General features: G+C 43.1%; 16 protein-coding genes. 5 read left to right on the top strand and 11 right to left on the bottom strand.

Annotated features, from left to right (window positions below):
- Positions 1–48: 48 nt before the first annotated feature.
- Entirely contained in the window at positions 49–1,041 is a 993-nt protein-coding gene (locus tag DP923_RS07770; protein ID WP_112305268.1) for a zinc dependent phospholipase C family protein, read from the top strand.
- Positions 1,042–1,102: 61 nt separating this feature from the next.
- Here the strand turns inward: DP923_RS07770 and DP923_RS07765 are convergent, their stop codons facing one another.
- Positions 1,103–1,645 carry a hypothetical protein gene (locus DP923_RS07765; RefSeq protein ID WP_207801953.1) on the bottom strand — a complete coding sequence of 181 codons (543 nt, stop codon included), beginning with the start codon at positions 1,643–1,645 and terminating at the stop codon, positions 1,103–1,105.
- A 226-nt stretch (positions 1,646–1,871) separates the two neighbouring features.
- Here DP923_RS07765 and rmuC point away from each other — a divergent pair, with 226 nt between their 5' ends.
- Entirely contained in the window at positions 1,872–3,209 is a 1,338-nt protein-coding gene (gene rmuC / locus DP923_RS07760) for a DNA recombination protein RmuC (RefSeq protein WP_112305267.1), read from the top strand.
- Between the two features lie 341 nt (positions 3,210–3,550).
- Positions 3,551–5,389, top strand: a complete 1,839-nt coding sequence (locus DP923_RS07755; RefSeq protein WP_112305266.1) for a M2 family metallopeptidase — start codon at positions 3,551–3,553, stop codon at positions 5,387–5,389.
- A gap of 82 nt (positions 5,390–5,471) precedes the next feature.
- On the opposite strand, the gene DP923_RS07750 is transcribed toward DP923_RS07755, so the two are convergent.
- The gene (locus DP923_RS07750; RefSeq protein ID WP_112305265.1) at positions 5,472–6,191 is read right to left on the bottom strand and encodes a pirin family protein; all 720 of its coding nucleotides are present in this window, start codon (positions 6,189–6,191) and stop codon (positions 5,472–5,474) included.
- A gap of 178 nt (positions 6,192–6,369) precedes the next feature.
- A complete protein-coding gene (locus DP923_RS07745; RefSeq protein ID WP_112305264.1) occupies positions 6,370–7,152 on the bottom strand; it encodes an XRE family transcriptional regulator in 783 nt (260 codons plus the stop codon).
- Positions 7,153–7,658: 506 nt separating this feature from the next.
- Here DP923_RS07745 and DP923_RS07740 point away from each other — a divergent pair.
- A complete protein-coding gene (locus DP923_RS07740) occupies positions 7,659–9,122 on the top strand; it encodes a S8 family serine peptidase (RefSeq protein ID WP_239020968.1) in 1,464 nt (487 codons plus the stop codon).
- Between the two features lie 79 nt (positions 9,123–9,201).
- Here DP923_RS07740 and recQ read toward each other — a convergent pair whose 3' ends face one another.
- Positions 9,202–11,337 carry a DNA helicase RecQ gene (gene recQ / locus DP923_RS07735; protein ID WP_112305263.1) on the bottom strand — a complete coding sequence of 712 codons (2,136 nt, stop codon included), beginning with the start codon at positions 11,335–11,337 and terminating at the stop codon, positions 9,202–9,204.
- 171 nt (positions 11,338–11,508) lie between these two features.
- On the opposite strand from recQ, the gene DP923_RS07730 reads away from it, so the two are divergent.
- The gene (locus DP923_RS07730; RefSeq protein ID WP_112305262.1) at positions 11,509–11,841 is read left to right on the top strand and encodes a four-helix bundle copper-binding protein; all 333 of its coding nucleotides are present in this window, start codon (positions 11,509–11,511) and stop codon (positions 11,839–11,841) included.
- A gap of 77 nt (positions 11,842–11,918) precedes the next feature.
- Here the strand turns inward: DP923_RS07730 and DP923_RS07725 are convergent, their stop codons facing one another.
- The 7 genes from DP923_RS07725 to DP923_RS07695 form a co-directional block, all read right to left on the bottom strand.
- On the bottom strand, positions 11,919–12,257 hold the full coding sequence (locus tag DP923_RS07725) for a phage holin family protein (RefSeq protein ID WP_112305261.1): 339 nt from the start codon (positions 12,255–12,257) through the stop codon (positions 11,919–11,921).
- A gap of 36 nt (positions 12,258–12,293) precedes the next feature.
- Positions 12,294–13,358: an agmatinase family protein gene (locus DP923_RS07720; protein ID WP_112305260.1), complete on the bottom strand. Its 1,065-nt coding sequence runs from the start codon at positions 13,356–13,358 to the stop codon at positions 12,294–12,296.
- A 10-nt stretch (positions 13,359–13,368) separates the two neighbouring features.
- A complete protein-coding gene (speE, locus tag DP923_RS07715; RefSeq protein WP_112305259.1) occupies positions 13,369–14,664 on the bottom strand; it encodes a polyamine aminopropyltransferase in 1,296 nt (431 codons plus the stop codon).
- Positions 14,665–15,113: 449 nt separating this feature from the next.
- On the bottom strand, positions 15,114–15,755 hold the full coding sequence (locus tag DP923_RS07710) for a chemotaxis protein CheC (RefSeq protein ID WP_112305258.1): 642 nt from the start codon (positions 15,753–15,755) through the stop codon (positions 15,114–15,116).
- A 45-nt stretch (positions 15,756–15,800) separates the two neighbouring features.
- Positions 15,801–17,435: a chemotaxis protein CheA gene (locus DP923_RS07705; RefSeq protein ID WP_112305257.1), complete on the bottom strand. Its 1,635-nt coding sequence runs from the start codon at positions 17,433–17,435 to the stop codon at positions 15,801–15,803.
- Positions 17,432–18,541, bottom strand: coding sequence for a chemotaxis protein CheB (locus tag DP923_RS07700; protein WP_112305256.1), 1,110 nt, complete (start codon positions 18,539–18,541; stop codon positions 17,432–17,434). The genes DP923_RS07705 and DP923_RS07700 overlap by 4 nt, the downstream gene beginning before the upstream one ends.
- Before the next feature lie 119 nt (positions 18,542–18,660).
- Entirely contained in the window at positions 18,661–19,023 is a 363-nt protein-coding gene (locus tag DP923_RS07695; protein WP_112305255.1) for a response regulator, read from the bottom strand.
- Position 19,024 lies beyond the last annotated feature (1 nt).

Below are 19,024 nucleotides of genomic sequence, written 5' to 3'. Positions count from 1 at the left end.
CATTGCTATTCTATAAATTTGCAGGGCAATTTTAGCTCACTCTCATACATGAAAAAATTATCGTTAGTTGTCGTGGCACTTTTTGCGTGCTCGGCTCTCTCCTACGGCTGGGGATTTTTCGGGCACAAGGTCGTGCACCAGCTTGCTATCTATGGCTTACCTAAACAGATGCAGGGTTTCTTCTACAAGAACCAGGATTACATGGTACAAAAATCTGTTCGGCCGGATGAACGCCGTAACTCAGATCCAAAAGAAGCACCCCGCCATTTTATAGATATAGATGTGTTTGGTGAGGATGCTGTGCATACCATGCCCCAGGATTGGGAAGCTGCTGCAGCAAAATATACCGCAGACACCCTGGAAAAGTATGGTATTGTGCCGTGGCATGTTGTAAAAATGAAAGCACGTTTAACTAACGCTTTCAAGCAGCAGAACCCTGACAGTATTCTTTTTTATGCAGCCGATTTAGGCCATTATATTGCCGATGCGCACGTACCGTTGCATACCACCGTTAACTACGACGGGCAACTGACCAACCAGAAAGGGCTGCACAGCCTTTGGGAATCTAAAGTACCGGAAATGCAGGCGCAGGGGTATAAATTACAAAACAAAAAAGCTGTTTACTTAATAGATACGGAGCTTGCCATTTGGGACGTTGTGCGTGCTTCGCACAAGCTTTTCCCGGGAGTGTTGGCCATGGAGCTGGAAGCAAGTAAAGGCTTTACACCTGAAACAAAATTTGTAACGGTAGAACGTAACGGCAGAACGCGCCAATATTATTCAGATGATTTCGCGAAAAAGTATGCAGAATTGCTCGGCCCTACAGTAGCACAACGCATGGAAGCATCGGCGCAAATGGTTTCTAACTTCTGGTTCACATGTTGGGTAGATGGCGGAAAGCCAGACCTGAACAAACTGATGGATGGCAAATTGCCCAAAGCAGAAAAGAAGGCCTTGAAACGTGAGTTAAAATCTTTCCGAAAAAATAAACTGTTCGAAGAAAAACGGGTTATCGCAGCTCAGAAACAGGAAAAAGAATAAGCTAAATCAAGTAAACAAAAAGGCCGCTATATAAAGTATAGCGGCCTTTTTTGTTATAAAATTATCTGTTTCCAGTAGTGGTACCTGTAGTCCCTCCTGTAGTAGTTCCGGTGGTGGTACCCATCGTGGTTGAACCAGTGGTCGTTACGCCTGAAGTGGTTGTTCCGGAAGTAGTACCAGCTGTTGTCGTTCCTGTTGTTACTCCTGATGTTGTCGTACCGGTCGTTACTCCGCTGGTAGTGCCAGTTGTTGTTCCGGTCGTCATACCCGTTGTAGTGCCTGTCGTTGTACCCACTGTAGTCGTCCCGGACGTAGTTGAGCCGGTAGTTGTACCGGAGGTCGTTCTGGTTGTTGTTCCACTTGTTGTACCAGAAGTTGTTCTGGTAGTAGTGCCAGACGTTGTTCCGCTTGTAGTGCCGGTGGTTGTTCCCATTGTGGTGGTGCCACTGGTTGTATCCAATGTAGTTCCGCCTGCGGTTGTTGTACCTGTTGTGGTAGTTTGACCTTGGTCTTTTACAGTCTTATTGTTATTATTGGTATATCCTGAAAGGATCGTTAAACTAAAAAAGGCTATCGCAGCCCCTGTCATCATCTTCTTGTTCATAGCTTGGTTTTTTTGGTAACTAGAATACGTTTACGCAATAAAAGACTTAATAGTAAGAACAGCTGCAAAATAAACAGGAACATATAGGTTGTTTAGCTTGAAAGAAGACTTATTTAATTAAGCAAGTTTAATAAAGCCACTCCATTTAAAAGTATAAACAAGCTGGTTTTTAAACTAATAAACTTAGCATCTAGCTTAAAATACTAAAAAACCATACCTTTACTACATGGAGATACTTATTGCAGTTTCGGCTTTTCTGGTAGGGTTGGTAGTAGCTTTTTTTGCATTGAAAGGCAAGCAAACTTCTTTGCAGCAGGCGTTAAACGAGCTTGCCGTGAAGCAAGGCGTGCTTGAGGGACAAGCAAAACTTAAAAGCGATGAAAGCGAGCAACTTAAATCGCAGTTGCGCGAAGCACAGACCGAAACTTTGGAACTCACCAATGCCCTCACCAAAACCGAAACAGACTACGAACACCTTCAGCGGAAATTAAACGAACAGGCCCTGGAGTTAGAGCAACTTCGCGAAAAATTTCTGCAGCAGTTCCAGAGTATTTCCAACCAGGTACTGATGACAAATGCCGAGCATTTCAAGAAAGCATCTTCCGATAACCTCGAACTTATACTTGCCCCGCTTAAAGAACGCATTAAGGAATTTGAAGCCAAAGTGGACTCGACGTATGAAAAAACGCTGAAGGAAAGTGTCAGTTTGAAAGAACAGATTACGCAACTAGCTTCGCTTAACCAGCAAATGAGTAAAGATGCCCTTAACCTGACCAAAGCCCTGAAAGGCGAAAGCAAAACGCAAGGGAACTGGGGCGAATACCTGCTGGAAAGTTTGCTTGAAAAATCCGGGTTGCGCAAAGGCGTGCATTACGAGAGAGAAGAAGTGTTGCAGAATGATGATAATAAAATTTACCGGCCTGATGTAATTGTACGCTTGCCGGATACAAAGCATCTGGTGATCGATTCCAAGATGTCGTTGGTAGCGTACGAAGCTTATTGCAGTTGCGAAGATGATCTGCAACTGGAAGCATACTTACGCTCGCATATCCATTCTATCCGGACCCATTTTACAGACCTTGGCAGAAAAAACTACCATCGCCTTAATGGTATCAACTCGCCGGATTTTGTGCTGATGTACATCCCGATCGAGCCCGCCTTTAACCTGGCGTTGCAACACGATCATGATCTGTTCACAGATGCATTTGATAAGAATATTGTGCTGGTAACAACATCTACGTTACTGGCTACACTGCGTACCATAGCAGGTGTTTGGCGCCAGGAAGACCAGAAACGCAACGTGTTACGCATCGCCGAAGAAAGCGGCAAGCTATACGATAAGTTTGTGGGCTTTGTAGATGACCTTAAAACCATTGGCCGCCACCTCGATAACAGCCAGACATCCTATAACGCTGCCATGAATAAACTCACCGAAGGCAAAGGCAACCTGATCCGGAGGGTGGAAATTCTAAAAGAGCTGGGCGCTAAAACAAGCAAATCAATTGACGACACCTTGCTGCTGGAAGCTCAATCCCTCAAAATCGAAGGTGAAAACCAAGTATAAGTTATACTTGGTAAGTATAGATCAGCCCATACTTTTCTAACATTTCATTTATACTTTTGAAGTATAGGTTTGAGCTAGATTCAAAGATTTTTTTTTACAAAGCAGTAAAGTATAACTTGTTGTGCTTAATTTATACTTTGGAATTCATATCCATATAGAAGCTTTTTAGAGTTTTCAATTACAGGGGCTCAACCCGCCGTTGTTGGTGTTTTCACCGACAACTATACATTCACTACTGGGAGCTTGCTGGTGAAAACACACAGCAAGGGCTGCAGAAATTTATTTGTTTAAAAACTCTAAACAGCTTCATATCTATTTTAACAGTATCACGATAAAACGCTATGAAAAAAATACTCTTAAGTGGTATAACAGCCGCGCTCCTTTTCTCCTGTTCCAGCCAAAAAACGACAACGCCAGCTTCCGAAACGACAACTGCGGCTGTAGCTCAGACGCCTTCCGTATCAGAAGAAGCGCAGGCTTTCCTGGACAGTTACTCAAAACAATTCCAGGAACTTTATACCCGATCTGCGGAAGCAGAATGGCAATCTAATACAAGAATTGTAGAAGGCGACACCACCAATGCAACCAATACACGTCGTGCAAACGAAGCTTTTGCAGCTTTTACAGGGAGTATAGCCAACATTGATAAAGCCCGAAAATTTTTAGGCCAGAAAGATAAATTAACCGATATCCAGGTAAAGCAGTTTGAAGCCATACTTTACGCAGCTGCCAATAACCCGCAAACGATCAGTGAAGTAGTAAATGCCCGCATCAAAGCAGAAACCGAACAGACCGAAAAATTGTATGGGTACGATTTTAAGCTGAACGGCAAATCAGTTACGACCAACGATATAGACAAAATTCTTAAAACTGAAAAGAATGAAAAGAAACGCCTGGCAGCCTGGAATGCAAGCAAAGAAGTTGGTAAAGAACTTCGAGGTGGTTTATTAAACCTGCGCGGCTTGCGCAACAAAACGGTTCAAAGCCTCGGCTACAGCGATTATTTTTCGTACCAGGCATCTGATTACGATATGAGCCGCGAAGAAATGATGGCGCTTATGACGAAACTGAACGAAGAGCTTCGGCCGCTTTACCGCGAATTGCATACCTACGCACGTTATGAGCTGGCCAAGCAATACGGCATAAAACAAGTACCGGATCAGTTGCCGGCGCACTGGCTGCCAAACCGCTGGGGCCAGGACTGGAGTTCGATGGTAGAGGTGAAAGGACTTGACCTGGATGGTGCCCTGAAACCAAAAGGCGATAAGTGGATGATCGAGCAGGCCGAGCGTTTTTATGTAAGCCTTGGCTTCCCGAAATTACCGGAAACATTTTACACTAAATCAAGCTTATACCCACTTCCGGCTAACGCTAGTTATAAGAAAAATAACCATGCTTCGGCCTGGCATATGAACTTAGAGAACGATGTGCGCTGCCTGATGAGTGTTGAACCTAACGCGGAATGGTACGAAACAACGCACCATGAGCTTGGCCATATTTATTACTATATCAGCTATACTAACCCGGATGTGCCTGTTCTGTTGCGAGGTGGCGCCAACCGCGCTTTCCATGAAGGAATTGGTAGTTTAATGGGGCTTGCTGCCATGCAGAAACCATTTTTAGTAGAGCTAAACCTGGTCAATGCGAATGCAAAAACAGACCAGGTACAAAGCCTGTTAAAAGAAGCGCTGAGTTATGTTACTTTTATTCCCTTTGCGGCTGGTACGATGAGCGAGTGGGAACATGATTTTTATGCGAGCAACTTATCTGAGCAGGAACTTAACAAACGCTGGTGGGATCTGACTAGAAAATACCAGGGCATTGTGCCATCTGCCACCCGCGGAGAGCAGTTTACCGATGCAGCCACTAAAACACACGTGAACGATGACCCGGCACAATACTATGATTATGCCTTATCTTATGTCATTTTGTTTCAATTACACGACCATATTGCTAAAAATATACTGAAACAGAACCCGCACGCAACCAATTATTATGGGAATAAAGAAGTTGGCAATTTCCTGCGTGATATCATGTACCCGGGCGCATCCGCTGACTGGCGCAAAATGCTGAAAGAAAAAACAGGAGAAGACTTAAGTGCCCGCGCGATGGTAGCTTACTTTGAACCGCTAATGGAGTATTTAAAACAACAAAACAAAGGCAGAAAGTATACCATGTAAAGTATACTTCCTGAAGTATAAAAAAAGGAGCCTGAAGATATTATTCAGCTCCTTTTTTATGTTGTTAAAGTATAAAACTGCATTAGTAATTTGCTTCTGTAGCAGGTACATCAACCAATATAAACGTAGCATCTGTTGCGCCATGCAACGAAATCACATCCATACTTTCAAGGCGCACATGGTCTCCGGCTTCCAGCTCAACATTGTTAACTAATAAATTACCGGTTAATACATACACCAACGTTTTTCGAATTTTAAACGTCTGGAAATCTGTTTCATTTCCATTTTTCAGGCTGCCATAATATACAGTCGAATTAGAATTCATGAAAGCCACATCTTCCAGCACTTTCTGCCCGGTGATAACAGGTATGAGCTTGCCATCGGCTGAGGTAAAATCCATGTCCATTACCTCATATGAGGGAGCTAGACCTTTTTGGTTGGCAATAAACCAAAGATTGAGCAGATGCGCTTCGCCGTCGGTGTTGTTATGCAGCGAGTGCGTGAGGCCTGTACCTGCCGTAACGCGCTGAACCTGGCCTTGTGTAACGGCGGTTTCATTGCCCAAGCTATCGTGATGCGTAATAGAGCCTGACAAAACCATGGTCACAACCTCCATATCCGAATGCGGATGGGAAGGGAAGCCGGATTGCGGACCTACATAATCATCGTTTAAAATACGTAGCGGGCCAAACTGTACATTCTTCGGATCATAATAATCGGCAAAAGAAAATAAGTTAAAAGATTGTAGCCAGTCTCCTATGTTGGCTTGGTGCCGTTCTGCAGCATTTATGACTTTGATCATAGCGTTGGGTCTTGTTACGAGGGTTTATTAAGGTATAGTATAAAAATAATACTGTATGCTGACTTTACGCATAATCCGGCATCTTGTTAATAAAGGAGATTTCTTATAGATCAAAAAGAACAAAAAAGCCCTGATCCAAAGTATGAATCAGGGCTTTTACTGCGAACTAAAAGTATAATTACTCTGCTTTTTTTAAGGTCTGCATCTGTTTTTGCAGATCCAAAACGATAGATGATAACTTATCAAGTGATAGATCAGCAATCGGGAAAGTTGAACTGATGTAAGACTTCGCTTCCCATATCTCCAGAATATCCTCCATATGGAGTTCATAAGGTGAGTAAACCGGGTTATCAGAATGCAGGCGAAGTGTTGAAGGCTGTTGCAGTTTGTTATAAATCCGCTTGAAAACCACCCCTTCTTTCTGACTTACGATAATACAGGGCGTACCGTCTTTAATGGTGTTCCAGTCTTCAATGTACCGGCCTACAATGACGGTTCCGGATGCGATCGGCAACATAGAGTCACCACTTATCTCAAAGGCACGAAACGTTCCGGTATTACCTAACATCGGCAACCTGAAGCGCGGCAGCTCCTCTATAAATTCACGGTCGGCATAGCCATTTAAGTATCCGGCACTGGCTTTGTAAGGCACCAGTTCTATATTTTCGCGCTGATCCTCATCCACTGTAATGGCCAGTACCCGCAATTTACCGGAAGTTGCCCCACCGTTATTTTCCGAAACAGCCGGTATGCCGGTAGTCAGGTCGTTGGTAATAAGGCTATCAAGTGTGATATTAAACAATTGGGCAATATTGATAAGTGTACTAAGTTTAGGTTCTGCCCTTCCCTCCTCATATGCACCAATTAGTGAGCGTTTTATTTCGAGCTTCTCAGCAAGCTGTGCTTGTGTAAAGCCCGCGCTTTTGCGCAAATACCTAAGATTAGATGTTACTGTCTGCACTGCTATACTTTTTAATGAAGTATGAATTAACCTTCAGAATTCAAATATTCTGCCTTGTAAAATTACTAAAATATTTTATAATAACTAATTTAATTAGCATTTATTTTTCTAAATGCATAACATCTTAGTTTTTGGCTTAAATATAGAATTATGTATATATTATAATCAAGAAAATACTTTATAATGTTCTATTAAAGCATTTTATATCAATATCATTAAATTTGTACTTATTTTACCTGATCTGTATATTTGAAAATATGAATTGAGGCGAGTACATTCATTTTAAAGTATATCCATTACAATAAAATATTAATTATAAGCCAATTACATAGGTTTAACCTTATCAAACTTTAAAAAATATTAATTTTTTTTGTTATTGGATCTAACTTAATGAAATAAAATATTACTAAGTTATTTTGAACTTATAGAATATTAACAAGGTTACATCGAAATTAAAAATAGCTTTATAGAACAATTTTAACTTTTCGCCTTTTTGCCCCTTTTCTATGAAATTTACTTTTACGCCAAAGCTTACTGTTTCTTCAATCCTCATTTTAGCAGCATTAGTAGCTTCCGGTTGCCAGCAGGAAGATATTTTTGAAGAGCATAATGCACAGCAGCAACTTCATGTCGATATGGAGAACGGCCAGGTTATACCAGGACAGTTCATAGTTATTCTAAAATCTGATGCTGCTTTAAAAGCTAGCGCCACAGGTAATTTAACTAATGCAACTTATAAAGCAGTAACCCAGAAAAGACAACAGCTTTTAACCAACGTTGGTATTTCAAAGTCGGATGTGCTACAAGAACTGGATGGCCATGTTAACGGATTTGCTGCTAAGTTATCTGATGCTCAGGTAAAAAGGCTTCAGCGCGACCCTAATGTGGCGTATGTTGAGAAAGATAGAACCATTAATCTAATACCGGACAGGATTACGAAGGTATGGGAACGAAAAAGCTTGCCAACGCCTGCTCCTTCTCCTCCCAGTGAGACTGCTCCTTCACCCGCGCTTGTAGAAACAAATCCTGCCCCTGCTCCTGTTCCTACCGAACCTGCTCCTGCCCCAGAACCGGAACCAATTCCGGAGCCTGCACCTGCACCTACGCCAGCCCCAGAACCGGAACCTACGCCAGCCCCAGCTCCAACGCCCGAGCCGGAGCCAATAGTGAATCCGGTACCGGCTTATGCCAAAGTTATACCACTGGAAGGCGAGTTAATTAGTTGGAACATAGACAGGACGGGCTATGGCGATGGAACCGGCAAAACAGTCTGGATTATTGATTCAGGTATAGATACCGATCATCCTGACCTTAACATTGATCTTGCCAGGAGCAAATCCTTTATTTATGGTGTTTATTCAGTAGAAGATGGTTTCGGACATGGTACAATTGTGGCTGGGATAGTTGCCGCAAAAAATAACGGTTCCGGTGTTTTAGGAGTTGCTTCGGGTGCGACAGTTGTGGCTCTGCGTGTTTTCGATAATGCAGGTAAGGGATCGTTGTCCAGAGCGTTGCAGGCAGTTAACCATGTGATCAAAAATGCAGCTCCAGGGGACGTTGTTAATATGAGTCTGGGAAGTGGTATTTCTTTGTCACTTGATAATGCTGTAACAACTGCAGCTGCCAAAGGAATTTTATTTTCGATAGCAGCCGGTAACGCACCTGTCGATTGTATAGATTCTTCGCCGGCCCGTGTGGATGCGGATGGCGTTTATACTGTGTCGGCAAGTGATAAATACGATAAACTTTGGGTAAGCTCCAGCTACGGCCTCGCCGTGGATTTTGCTGCGCCAGGCGTTGGCCTAACTTCTACCACCAAAGGTGGCGGTATTGGGCATGGCCATACAGGTACATCCTATGCAGCTCCGCACGTTGCCGGTATACTTTTAGTGCGCGGAAAAGTCTTTTCCAGAGGAACCGTTTCGGATGATAAAGATTCAAAACCTGATCCGTTGGCAAGTATGGAATAATAATTTATACTTTAAAAAAGCAAAACGAGCTGCCAGATTCTGACAGCTCGTTTTGCTTTTAAGTGTTTTGTGATTTCGTTTACCAGTTTGATCGCTTCTTGTAGATAGCTACCGACAACCTGATTTTAAAGTATTCATACTTTTCGCCGAGCAGCTCAAACAGGTCTTTCAGTTTAGATTCTGTTCCGAGCTTTTCTATTGCTTTGGCAATAATGGTATACTCGTCCTTTGTAACGTATTTACTGATATCAATAGCATACCCCTGTTCATACAGCGTAGCCATGTGCGAGTAAACCGTAACCGGATTTAAATTACGCTGCATAGCTATTTCGTCAGGCGATAAGCCTTTCTGAAGTGCTTCCAACGTAACCAGATGTGTAGCGCCTTTCAATTTGGTGCCTTTGCTCTGTTCCTCTGTCATGAAATTCATGATCTCGGTGATGAAATCATGGCCGTAACGTTCATACTTCTGAGAACCAACGCCTGAAATGGCCAGCATGGCAATCCGGTTCGTGGGTTTTTCGGCAGCCATTTCCTGTAACGTGCTGTCGGTAAAAACAACGTAAGGTGGCACATTATGCGCATCTGCAATCGATTTTCGCAGTACACGCAGGCGCTCAAACAAGGCATCTTTTACCAACTCGCGTTTAGGGCGCGCTTTAACAACTTCAGTCTCCTGTGCTTTGGATTCTTCAAACTTAACCAGTTCCACTTTCTGATTCTCGAAAAGAACCTTGCGGCTGTGTTCGGTCAGTTTTAAAGTATAATTCTGATCATAAGCCAACTCCACCAATCCTGAATTAAGCATCTGGTGCAAGTACCGCTGCCAATCCATCACACTGGTATCGCGGCCGGCACCGTAGGTCTTTATTTTGTCGTAGCCTGCTTCCAGTACCTGTGAGTTTCTGGAACCACGCAAAACATCTACCAGCAATCCCATATTTACCTGTTCCTGGGTACGGGCAATGGCCGAAAGCGCTTTCTGTACGATCAGGGTGCCATCGAATGTAGTTGGCGGGTTTCGGCAGATATCACAGTTACCACAATCTTGCTCCATACTCTCACCGAAATACTGCAGCAGTATACGCCTACGGCAGGCAGCAGCCTCAGCAAATTGCTGCATGCGCTCCAGTTTTACCAACTGCAGTTCCGTCTGCTCTTTTTTGGTTTCGTTTTCGGTTAGCATACTGCGCATGTTCATCACATCCGCATAACTATAAAAAAGCAAGGCGTCTGCCACGGCACCATCACGACCCGCTCGACCAATTTCCTGATAATAACTTTCAATGTTTTTAGGGAGATTATAATGGATCACCCAGCGCACATTAGATTTATCAATGCCCATTCCGAAGGCAATTGTTGCACAAACTACCTGCACATTATCCCGCAAAAATTCTTCCTGCGCTTTGGCACGTTGAGGCGCTGGCATACCGGCGTGGTAGAAAGTAGCTTTAAAACCGTTGGCTTTCAGTTTGGATGCCATCGCTTCTGTGGCCTTCCGGCTGAGGCAATAGATAATGCCGGGTTGGCCACGGTGGCGCTCCAGGAACTCTGTTATTTTATTAAAACGATCCCGGCCCGGTTTTACGGTCAGGTTGATGTTGGGCCTGTCGAAGGAGGAAATAAAGACTTTTGGATTGCGAAGATACAGTTGCTCCTGAATATCTTTCTTCGTTAACCTGTCAGCTGTTGCGGTTAAGGCAATAACCGGCACCTGCGGGAACTGCTGTTTCAGAGCTTTTAACTGGGTATACTCCGGCCGGAAATCATGTCCCCAGGCGGAGATGCAATGCGCTTCATCAATGGCAAATAAAGAAATATTCAGCCTTTTAAGAAACGATAAAAAACCAGCGGATAAAAGCTTTTCAGGAGAAACGTAAAGTAGCTTCAGTTGATTTGCCAGGCACTGGTTTTCGATTGTATACTGTTGTTCGGCGGTAAGCGAACTGTTCATATAGGCAGCAGGCACGCCGTTTTCCAACAACGCATCAACCTGGTCTTTCATCAAAGCAATGAGCGGCGAAATAACTACGCAGACACCTGGCATAACAACGGCTGGCACCTGAAAACAAATGGACTTACCGCCTCCGGTTGGCATTAAAACTACTACATCGTTTTTCTGTAATACTTCTGAAATGATCTGCTCCTGCATGGGCCGGAACTGGTCATAACCGAAGTATAATTTTAATGCCTCTCTTGCCTCTCTGATTTCCATCTTACCCGCTACTGTTTTAAAAAGTACACCTTATTTTTCAATATGGTACCGTCTTGCAAAGATAAAATAAAAGTCAGCAAGAAGTATGGTTATCAGCATTTAGCAAAGTATAAAATAACCTGATACTACCAGTGGCGTACTTATATACACGCATAACTAAAACTAAGAACTATGAAATCAGAGCGAACAAACGAACTTGAACATGTATTAATTAAATGTATTGCCGCCTGCGAAACCTGTGCAACCATGTGCCTCCAGGAAGACGACGTAAAAATGATGGTGCGCTGCATTATGCTGGACCGCGATTGTGCCGACATCTGTATGTTAACAGCCAGATTCGTCGCCAGAAATTCGGAACATGCCAAACATGTAATGAAGGAATGTATCGAGATTTGCAGAGCCTGCGAGGCGGAGTGCCGCAAGCACGATGATGAACATTGCCAACATTGTGCAGACATCTGCAAAGAATGCGCGGATGCCTGTGAAGCTTGGATGAATAAATAAGCAGTTAAATTTATACTTTACAAAAAAGGCCAGCCTGGTTGTACTTCCAGGCTGGCCTTTTTTATGATTTGAATACTTTAAAAAATGAGATCTAAAATCCAGGTCAGGATGGCGATCACGATGGCAAAGATCAATGCAGCAAAAAAACCAGCTATATCGATACCGGAAACCAGGTAATCTGCTAACAACACCATCCCTACATTAATAATGATCAGGAAAATCCCAAGAGTGAGGATTGTAATGGGTATGGTTAAAAAAGTAAGGACCGGCTTTACAAATGTGTTTAGCAGCGCAAGCACAAAGGCAAAGATAAAAGCTGTGAAAAAGCTACCGGTTATTGTTACGCCCGGCAACAGGTACGTCGCAATAATAACAGCAACACCTGTTAAGATCACTTTAATAAAAAATCCTTTCATGGCTGTGAGTAAAGTATAAAGTTAGATTTAGTGGATTTATACTTCCAGTTTTTTCTGAGAAACAGCCATCCAGTTGCAAAGCTTGTATAAAAGCCTGGCCCCGACGTTACCATTCCATTCGGTATCGCCCGGAGCTACTTCGCAAAGGTCGAAACCGATGATCTCGTGCCCGGATTTAACTAACTGCTTGATCAGGTAAACAGCTTGCTCAAATTCAAGACCGCCGGGTACCGGTGTTCCTGTGCCCGGGCAAAGCTTCGGATCCAATCCATCAATATCAAAACTGATGTATACTTTCTGAGGCAACTGCGCGATGATCTTTTTGCATTCTTTTTTCCAGGAGTCGCCTTCATACATGTTCTCTTTCAGCACAGCATCGTAGAAGATCGCAATACGCCCATTCGATTGATCTGCTAACTCTGCTTCTGCCTGGCAAATATCACGGATACCAACCTGTACCAGTTTTTTTACCTGTGGCAATTTAAGCGCGTTGAACATAATGGAAGCATGCGAGAACTCAAAACCTTCGTACGCATCCCGCAAATCGGCGTGCGCATCCACCTGGAGTATACCAAATTCTTCGTGCTTCTCGGCAAGTGCATGCATCAGGCCAAGCGGTGTACTATGGTCGCCGCCTAAAACGCCCACCATTTTGCCCTGGTCTAAGTAGGTTAACGCTTTTTGTTTCAGCCACTGCAGCAGCTCCTGTCCTTTTGCTGTTACCTCAGTTGGTAAATCAGCAAATTCAGCATGTCCGGCTTCCGGGCTTCCTTCTTCCAGCCAGTTAATATAAGCTTCTGCTTTCTGGCGCAGTTCATCGCTGGTAGCTGCCCACTCTTCTGAAATTTCTTCCATGGCAATGCCCAGTTTCCAGGCATCTTTAATGGCCGGCTCGAACAAGTCGAGTTGCGGGGATGCCTCTTTTACAGCTTGAGGGCCTTGCGCCGTACCGGCACTATAAGATACAGTTACTTCCCAGGGCACAGGAATCAAGACAACTTCAGATTCTTCGATGTTGAAAGGCAGGCCAAACAAACCACCGTTTATATCGCCAACGCCATTCGGGTCGAAGCTGGCAATTTTCTGTTCTTTTGAATTCATAAGCTGCTTATTATTGCTCGGAAGAACCGTTTAAGAGGTCTTTTACAAAGTTCGGAAGCGCGAATGCTGCCGTATGCATTTCTTCGTTATAATATTTCAGGCCTTGCTCTTTCGAGAAAGCTGCGGCGCGTTCCTGATCAAACTTTAACGGATGAGCCTCTCCTTTTGAGGAGAATGAGAAGCTCCAGGTACCGGTCGGGTATGTAGGGATAGCCGCTAAATAGCAATGCACTTTATTTGACCCGAATATCTGCTTATAAGTATCGTAAATCTCTACAAAAACTTCGCTGTTGAAGCGCGGGGATTCGCTTTGCGTTACCATTACGCCATCCGGAGTAAGGCAACGGTATACTTCTTTATAGAATTCAGCGGTAAACAAGCCTTCGCCTGGGCCAACCGGATCAGCAGAATCAACAATGATCAGATCGTAACGGCCATCTTCACACGCTTTAATATAGTTGATGCCGTCTTCCACAAGTAAATTAAGGCGTGGGTTGTCAAAAGCAACAGCAGTTTCTGGTAAGTGCAGTTTGCAGGCTTCTATTACAAGCTCATCTATTTCAACCAACGTAACTTCCTCCAGTTGCTCGTGGCGTAAAAGCTCGCGTACCGTTCCGCCATCTCCGCCACCAATTACAAGCGCACGTTTTGTTTTCGGGTTGCTGAACAACGGAATATGCGTAATCATCTCGTGGTACACATATTCGTCTTTCTGGGTGCACATCACCATGCCATCCAGTGTCAGCATGTTGCCGTAAGCCAGCGTTTCAATTACTTCTACACGCTGGTATGGAGATTCTTTTTTATAAAGCTGATCGCCAGTGTGTTTCAGAGAAAGGGCAATATTTTCGTCGCGCTCCGTGAACCATACATCGCGTGTGATAGTCCCGATCTTCTCGTTTGGTTTCGGAGATACATCCCGTAAACCTTCCAAATTAAAGTCGTTGCGCTTCATCAGGTTAAGCTGGCCACGACGCAGCTCCATCGAAGAGCCATGTCCTGCTTCAAAAGCCTCTTTCAGGAAAGTATAAGATACCCAGGGATCAACGGAATCGCCACAGGTAAAAAGGTCTACTGCAGCATAACCGTATTCCGGCCAGGTATGAATAGCCAGGTGACTTTCCTGGATAACCACGACACCTGATACGCCATAAGGAGAAAAATGATGAAAGGTACTGTTAATAACAGTGGCGCCAGCTGTTTCGGCTGCAGCCACCATACTGTTTTCTATATGAACAACATCGTTCATCAGCTCTGGCGAGCATTCGTAAAATTCAACTAGAATGTGTCTTCCTAAAGCGTTCATTAAAGGAGTTTGAAAAGTTAAAAGTAAGCAAGATGCAAAAAAAGCGAAACTACAGGTATAATCAAAAATTGATATGTATGCCGTAGTATAAAAGTATGCTTATCAGTTACTTAAATATTTATACTTTGTTACGGGAAGTTGGTTTGAGCGAGAATTTTATACTTGCTTGCCAAAGTATAAATGCAGCAGGGATAGCTGATAGAAGTGCCCAAAAGTATAAAAGAAGGTATACTTTAGATTAGGCGAACTGGAAAATATGAAAAGAGAAAGCTAAAAATTATTACCTTAATTGAGGTTTATACTTTAATCCTGATTTGAAAAAGAACATTAAACAAGGTTTTTTATACTTTAAAGCACATCCTATTTACAAAGAAAGGAATTGTTAAAAGTATGTGCTTACTAAAAGTATATATTCCAGCGATTTACTTTAGAACGAATAAGTTAGATAATTATTTATCCAGGAAATTACTCTTCGTAAACTCAAATGTTTTAATGATATTCAGGATTTTCAGGAGCGTGGAAGTATCAAAAAACAGCAGCAAAGGAAGCTGAATAACTTTAGAATTATTGGTAAACTGCGTAATTACAGTAAATACAAGAGGCTGGAAAAGAGGGTGTTGAACAAGAATATCTTTAAGCGAATCAGCGACGTAGTTTTTAGGCGCTTTAGGAGGCGAGCCATAGATATTGGCTTTTAAAATGTTGGCTAACTGCGTTACAAGTGCGCCTGTAATAATATTGCTGATTTCCAAGAGCAAAGACTCCTGCATGCTATTCAGCTCACCTTTTTTAACATTTTTCAGGTTCAGGCATACTTCTGATAACCGTACGATGTGCTCCTGAGAGAAAAGCATAAGGGTAGCGCCATTCAGATCACCTTTGATATCAGACTGTATAATGGTGTGTGTATTTTCATACTTGGCTACTAACTTCAGCAGGTCTTCTACTTTGATCAGCTGTATGTCAGGAACTTTAAGAAGCACTTTGTCCTTGGCTACAGTTGCAAACGAATCTGCAGCTCTGGCCAGGCCTATATTAAGTATCTCCTTAATTATATCAAGTTCTAACTCTGATGCACGAGTTTCTGTCATGAGTGTCGTCGTGTTAACATTTTTATGTCCCATCCCTTCCTCCACTTACCTTCTAGTAATAAAAAATCGTGTGATGGCTGGTACATCTAAAACCAAACATACTTTACCAGTTCCAAGCAATGTAACGCCGCCATATAAATCAATGGTATCCAATGGTTTACTAAGCGGTTTAATTACAATATCCTGTTGCCTGTACAACTTATCTACAATCAGCCCTAGCTTTCTGTTATTGTAAGATACAACTATTATATTCTGAATCTGACCTTTTAGCTTTGATTTATCACCCAAACGCATGTCAGCTTCTTCGGCATTCAATAATTCGTGCAGGTAAACTACTGTAACGGTTTCGCCTTTAATATCAGCCACCATTACTTCGCCTACTTCGTGCAGTTCATCTGTTGTGATCGCTACCACCTGCTCCGTATGAATAAGTGGAATGGCATAAAAGATATTATCTACCTCAAATAGCAGCGCGCCTTTAACGGCAATAGACGTTGGTAACTGCAGTATAAACGTAGTACCTTTTCCTTTAACAGAATTTATACTTATACGGCCCCCCATCGAATCTATCGCGTTTTTCACGACATCCAGACCAACTCCTCTGCCAGAAAATTCAGTTACCTCTTTGGCAAGCGAAAAGCCCGGCTCAAACAAGAAAGAAAGCATCTCGGTGTCAGGCAAAGCTTTGGCCACATCCGGCATAATAAGTTTACGCTCGATGGCGGCATCCCGAACTTGTTTCAGGTCAATTCCTTTGCCATCATCTTCCAGCGTAATAATCACATTATCACGGTCGTTACGCGCAATTAAAGAAAGCTGCCCTGTAGAGGGTTTTCCTTTTTTTACACGTTCGGCAGCACTTTCTATCCCATGGTTTACAGCGTTACGCACCAGATGCAACAACGAGTCGGTGATGATCTGAAGTATATTTCTGTCAATCTGAATATCCTGGCCTTCCAGCACGAGGTTCACTTCCTTGTTTTCGGCGATGGCTATATCGCGTACAATCCTCGGAAACTTATTAAAAAGTGAGCCGATGTTTACCAGCCTGGCCCCCATTACGCTGTACTGCAGATCCTCGGTGATGCGGTATAAATGGGAACTTACGTTTTTGAGCTCATCATTATCCAGTTCGCGGCTAAGCGAGATAATACGGTCCCGGTCTATCATCAACTCACCAACCAGGTTCAGCATGTGGTCCAGCTTCTTGATCGGGATGTAAATGAGGTCTGATAATGATAAACTTTTAGCCGTATTATACTTCTGTACTTTTGCCAGCTCAATGGTACTGTCTGATAAACTATCAACAATAATATCAAGGTTACGCATCAGCACCGGGTCTGGCTCGCCGTAGGTATCATTATCAATGTTGGTGATCAGATCGCCTAACAAATCGATGCCATCAAAAAGAACAGCTACTACTTCCTGGCTAAAGCTTAACTCTTTACTCCGGATAAGGCTAAAGGCTGTCTCCAGTTTATGCGATACATCAGAAATCTGTAAATAGCCTATTGCCTTGGCATTAGCCTTCAGGTTATGCAGTAAACGGAAAGTTTCTGCAAGCGCCTGATCATCCTGGGGATTTTTCTCCAGTACGCTGATATGCCTGTTGAGCGCATCGTAGTATTCGAGCGCCTCTGCAATAAATATTTCTTTATATTCCTGTTCTCTCGATTTCATACTTTTTCGTCAGCTTCACTGACAGAAAGATGCTGCGCTTTGTAATTATTAATAAAATGCGGTATCTCCGCTAAAGGCAACACTTCGTTTGTAACTCCGGTATCAATAGCAGCTTTTGCTATTCCGAATATGGCAGATGTTTCTTCGTTTTGCGCCACTATGTAGCCACCTCTTTCCCGAATCCTGGCGGCACCTAATGCGCCGTCTTTCCCCATGCCAGTCAGTAAAATACCAACTACATTCTTTACTTTACTTGCAGCCACCGATTGCATTAACAAGTCAATATTCGGCTGATCAAAACCCGTGAGCTCATCACTAAAACCTATCCGGATATTGTTAGGATCGCCCATTACAGCATGTACGATCATGTTGCGGTTGCCAGGCGCTACAATTATCTTGCTCGGCTTCAGCATCAGGCCTGAACGGCCTTCTTTAACGCGCCAGGCTGTTATTTCCTGAAGTCTTTTTGCAAAGGTCCTGGTAAAGCTCTGCGGTAAATGCACAGCAATCAAAATGGTCGCATTCAAATCCGGAGCCAAATTGCTTACAATAGACTCAATTGCTTTCGTACCGCCTGTGGATGCGCCTATTACAAATACTGTTTCAGCTATTTTATACCTTTTTGGTAAAACCGGTTTTGATGTTTGCATCACTAATTGCTGCATTTCCAACCGATTTTGTACATCCCATATCAACGTACCTTTTACAGCGCGTACTTTACTGATAACTTCTGCTGCTACAGACCTGTAATTGGTATAATCCCCGTGGCCCGGTTTAGCAATAATGGCGTAAACGCCTAACTCATTTACCTCAGCTACCAGTGCCAGCGTTATTAATTCCTTCGGAATTAAAAGTATAACAGGCGTTGGAGCTTCGCTGAAAATACGTTTCAACGTAAGGTTCTGGTTATTTAAAGGCAAATCGTAATCTACTATAACTACATCGGACTTCTGCTTCAGAAGTATACTGATGAGCTGGTCGCCATCACTGGCATGTGCGCTAACCTGAATATCAGGCTCACTCGAAAGTATATCCTCCAGCACTAACCTTGTATAGTTAGATTTGTCTGCGACCAGTACCTCTATCTTCTTTATCTGATGCTGCACGTTAACTGATCACTAAATAATATTAAAGTATAAAAAGGCCTGCTTCCTGAACTTTGATCAGCAAGTGTGGCACTTAATACTTTCTGGTTTATTAGAAATTATACTAAAGAAAAGAATGCTTATTCGGCCAGAGCTTTACTTACTACTTCCAGTACTTTTTCTTCTGAAAAAGGCTTAACAATATAGGCAAGAGCACCAAACTCGATCGCTTCGTTCACGATAACCTCCTGTCCAACAGCACTCACGATCACCACTTTCATGTCAGGCTGATCCGCTTTAATTCCTTTCAGCACATCCAGACCAGTATTATCGGGAAGTATAACATCCAGTGTGATAAGATCAGGGTTGGTTGTTTTTGCTAATTCAAGTGCTGTTTGCCCGTTCGGAGCTTCTCCCACTACTTCATACCCGGCATCGGTGAGCATATTTTTCAGCATGGTGCGCATGTAGAAGGAATCATCTACAATCAATATTTTTTTCATG

It is taken from the genome of Pontibacter arcticus (assembly GCF_003284895.1).
Taxonomy (GTDB): domain Bacteria; phylum Bacteroidota; class Bacteroidia; order Cytophagales; family Hymenobacteraceae; genus Pontibacter; species Pontibacter arcticus.
Note: the sequence above shows the minus strand (reverse complement) of the source record. Positions and strands in the feature narration are given on the sequence as shown.

What these genes read in the sequence shown, in the direction of transcription:
- DP923_RS07770 (WP_112305268.1), top strand. Translation starts at nt 49, where the DNA reads ATGAAAAAATTATCGTTAGTTGTCGTGGCACTTTTTGCGTGCTCGGCT.
- DP923_RS07765 (WP_207801953.1), bottom strand. Translation starts at nt 1,645, where the DNA reads ATGAACAAGAAGATGATGACAGGGGCTGCGATAGCCTTTTTTAGTTTA.
- rmuC (WP_112305267.1), top strand. Translation starts at nt 1,872, where the DNA reads ATGGAGATACTTATTGCAGTTTCGGCTTTTCTGGTAGGGTTGGTAGTA.
- DP923_RS07755 (WP_112305266.1), top strand. Translation starts at nt 3,551, where the DNA reads ATGAAAAAAATACTCTTAAGTGGTATAACAGCCGCGCTCCTTTTCTCC.
- DP923_RS07750 (WP_112305265.1), bottom strand. Translation starts at nt 6,191, where the DNA reads ATGATCAAAGTCATAAATGCTGCAGAACGGCACCAAGCCAACATAGGA.
- DP923_RS07740 (WP_239020968.1), top strand. Translation starts at nt 7,659, where the DNA reads ATGAAATTTACTTTTACGCCAAAGCTTACTGTTTCTTCAATCCTCATT.
- recQ (WP_112305263.1), bottom strand. Translation starts at nt 11,337, where the DNA reads ATGGAAATCAGAGAGGCAAGAGAGGCATTAAAATTATACTTCGGTTAT.
- DP923_RS07730 (WP_112305262.1), top strand. Translation starts at nt 11,509, where the DNA reads ATGAAATCAGAGCGAACAAACGAACTTGAACATGTATTAATTAAATGT.
- DP923_RS07725 (WP_112305261.1), bottom strand. Translation starts at nt 12,257, where the DNA reads ATGAAAGGATTTTTTATTAAAGTGATCTTAACAGGTGTTGCTGTTATT.
- DP923_RS07720 (WP_112305260.1), bottom strand. Translation starts at nt 13,358, where the DNA reads ATGAATTCAAAAGAACAGAAAATTGCCAGCTTCGACCCGAATGGCGTT.
- speE (WP_112305259.1), bottom strand. Translation starts at nt 14,664, where the DNA reads ATGAACGCTTTAGGAAGACACATTCTAGTTGAATTTTACGAATGCTCG.
- DP923_RS07710 (WP_112305258.1), bottom strand. Translation starts at nt 15,755, where the DNA reads ATGACAGAAACTCGTGCATCAGAGTTAGAACTTGATATAATTAAGGAG.
- DP923_RS07705 (WP_112305257.1), bottom strand. Translation starts at nt 17,435, where the DNA reads ATGAAATCGAGAGAACAGGAATATAAAGAAATATTTATTGCAGAGGCG.
- DP923_RS07695 (WP_112305255.1), bottom strand. Translation starts at nt 19,023, where the DNA reads ATGAAAAAAATATTGATTGTAGATGATTCCTTCTACATGCGCACCATG.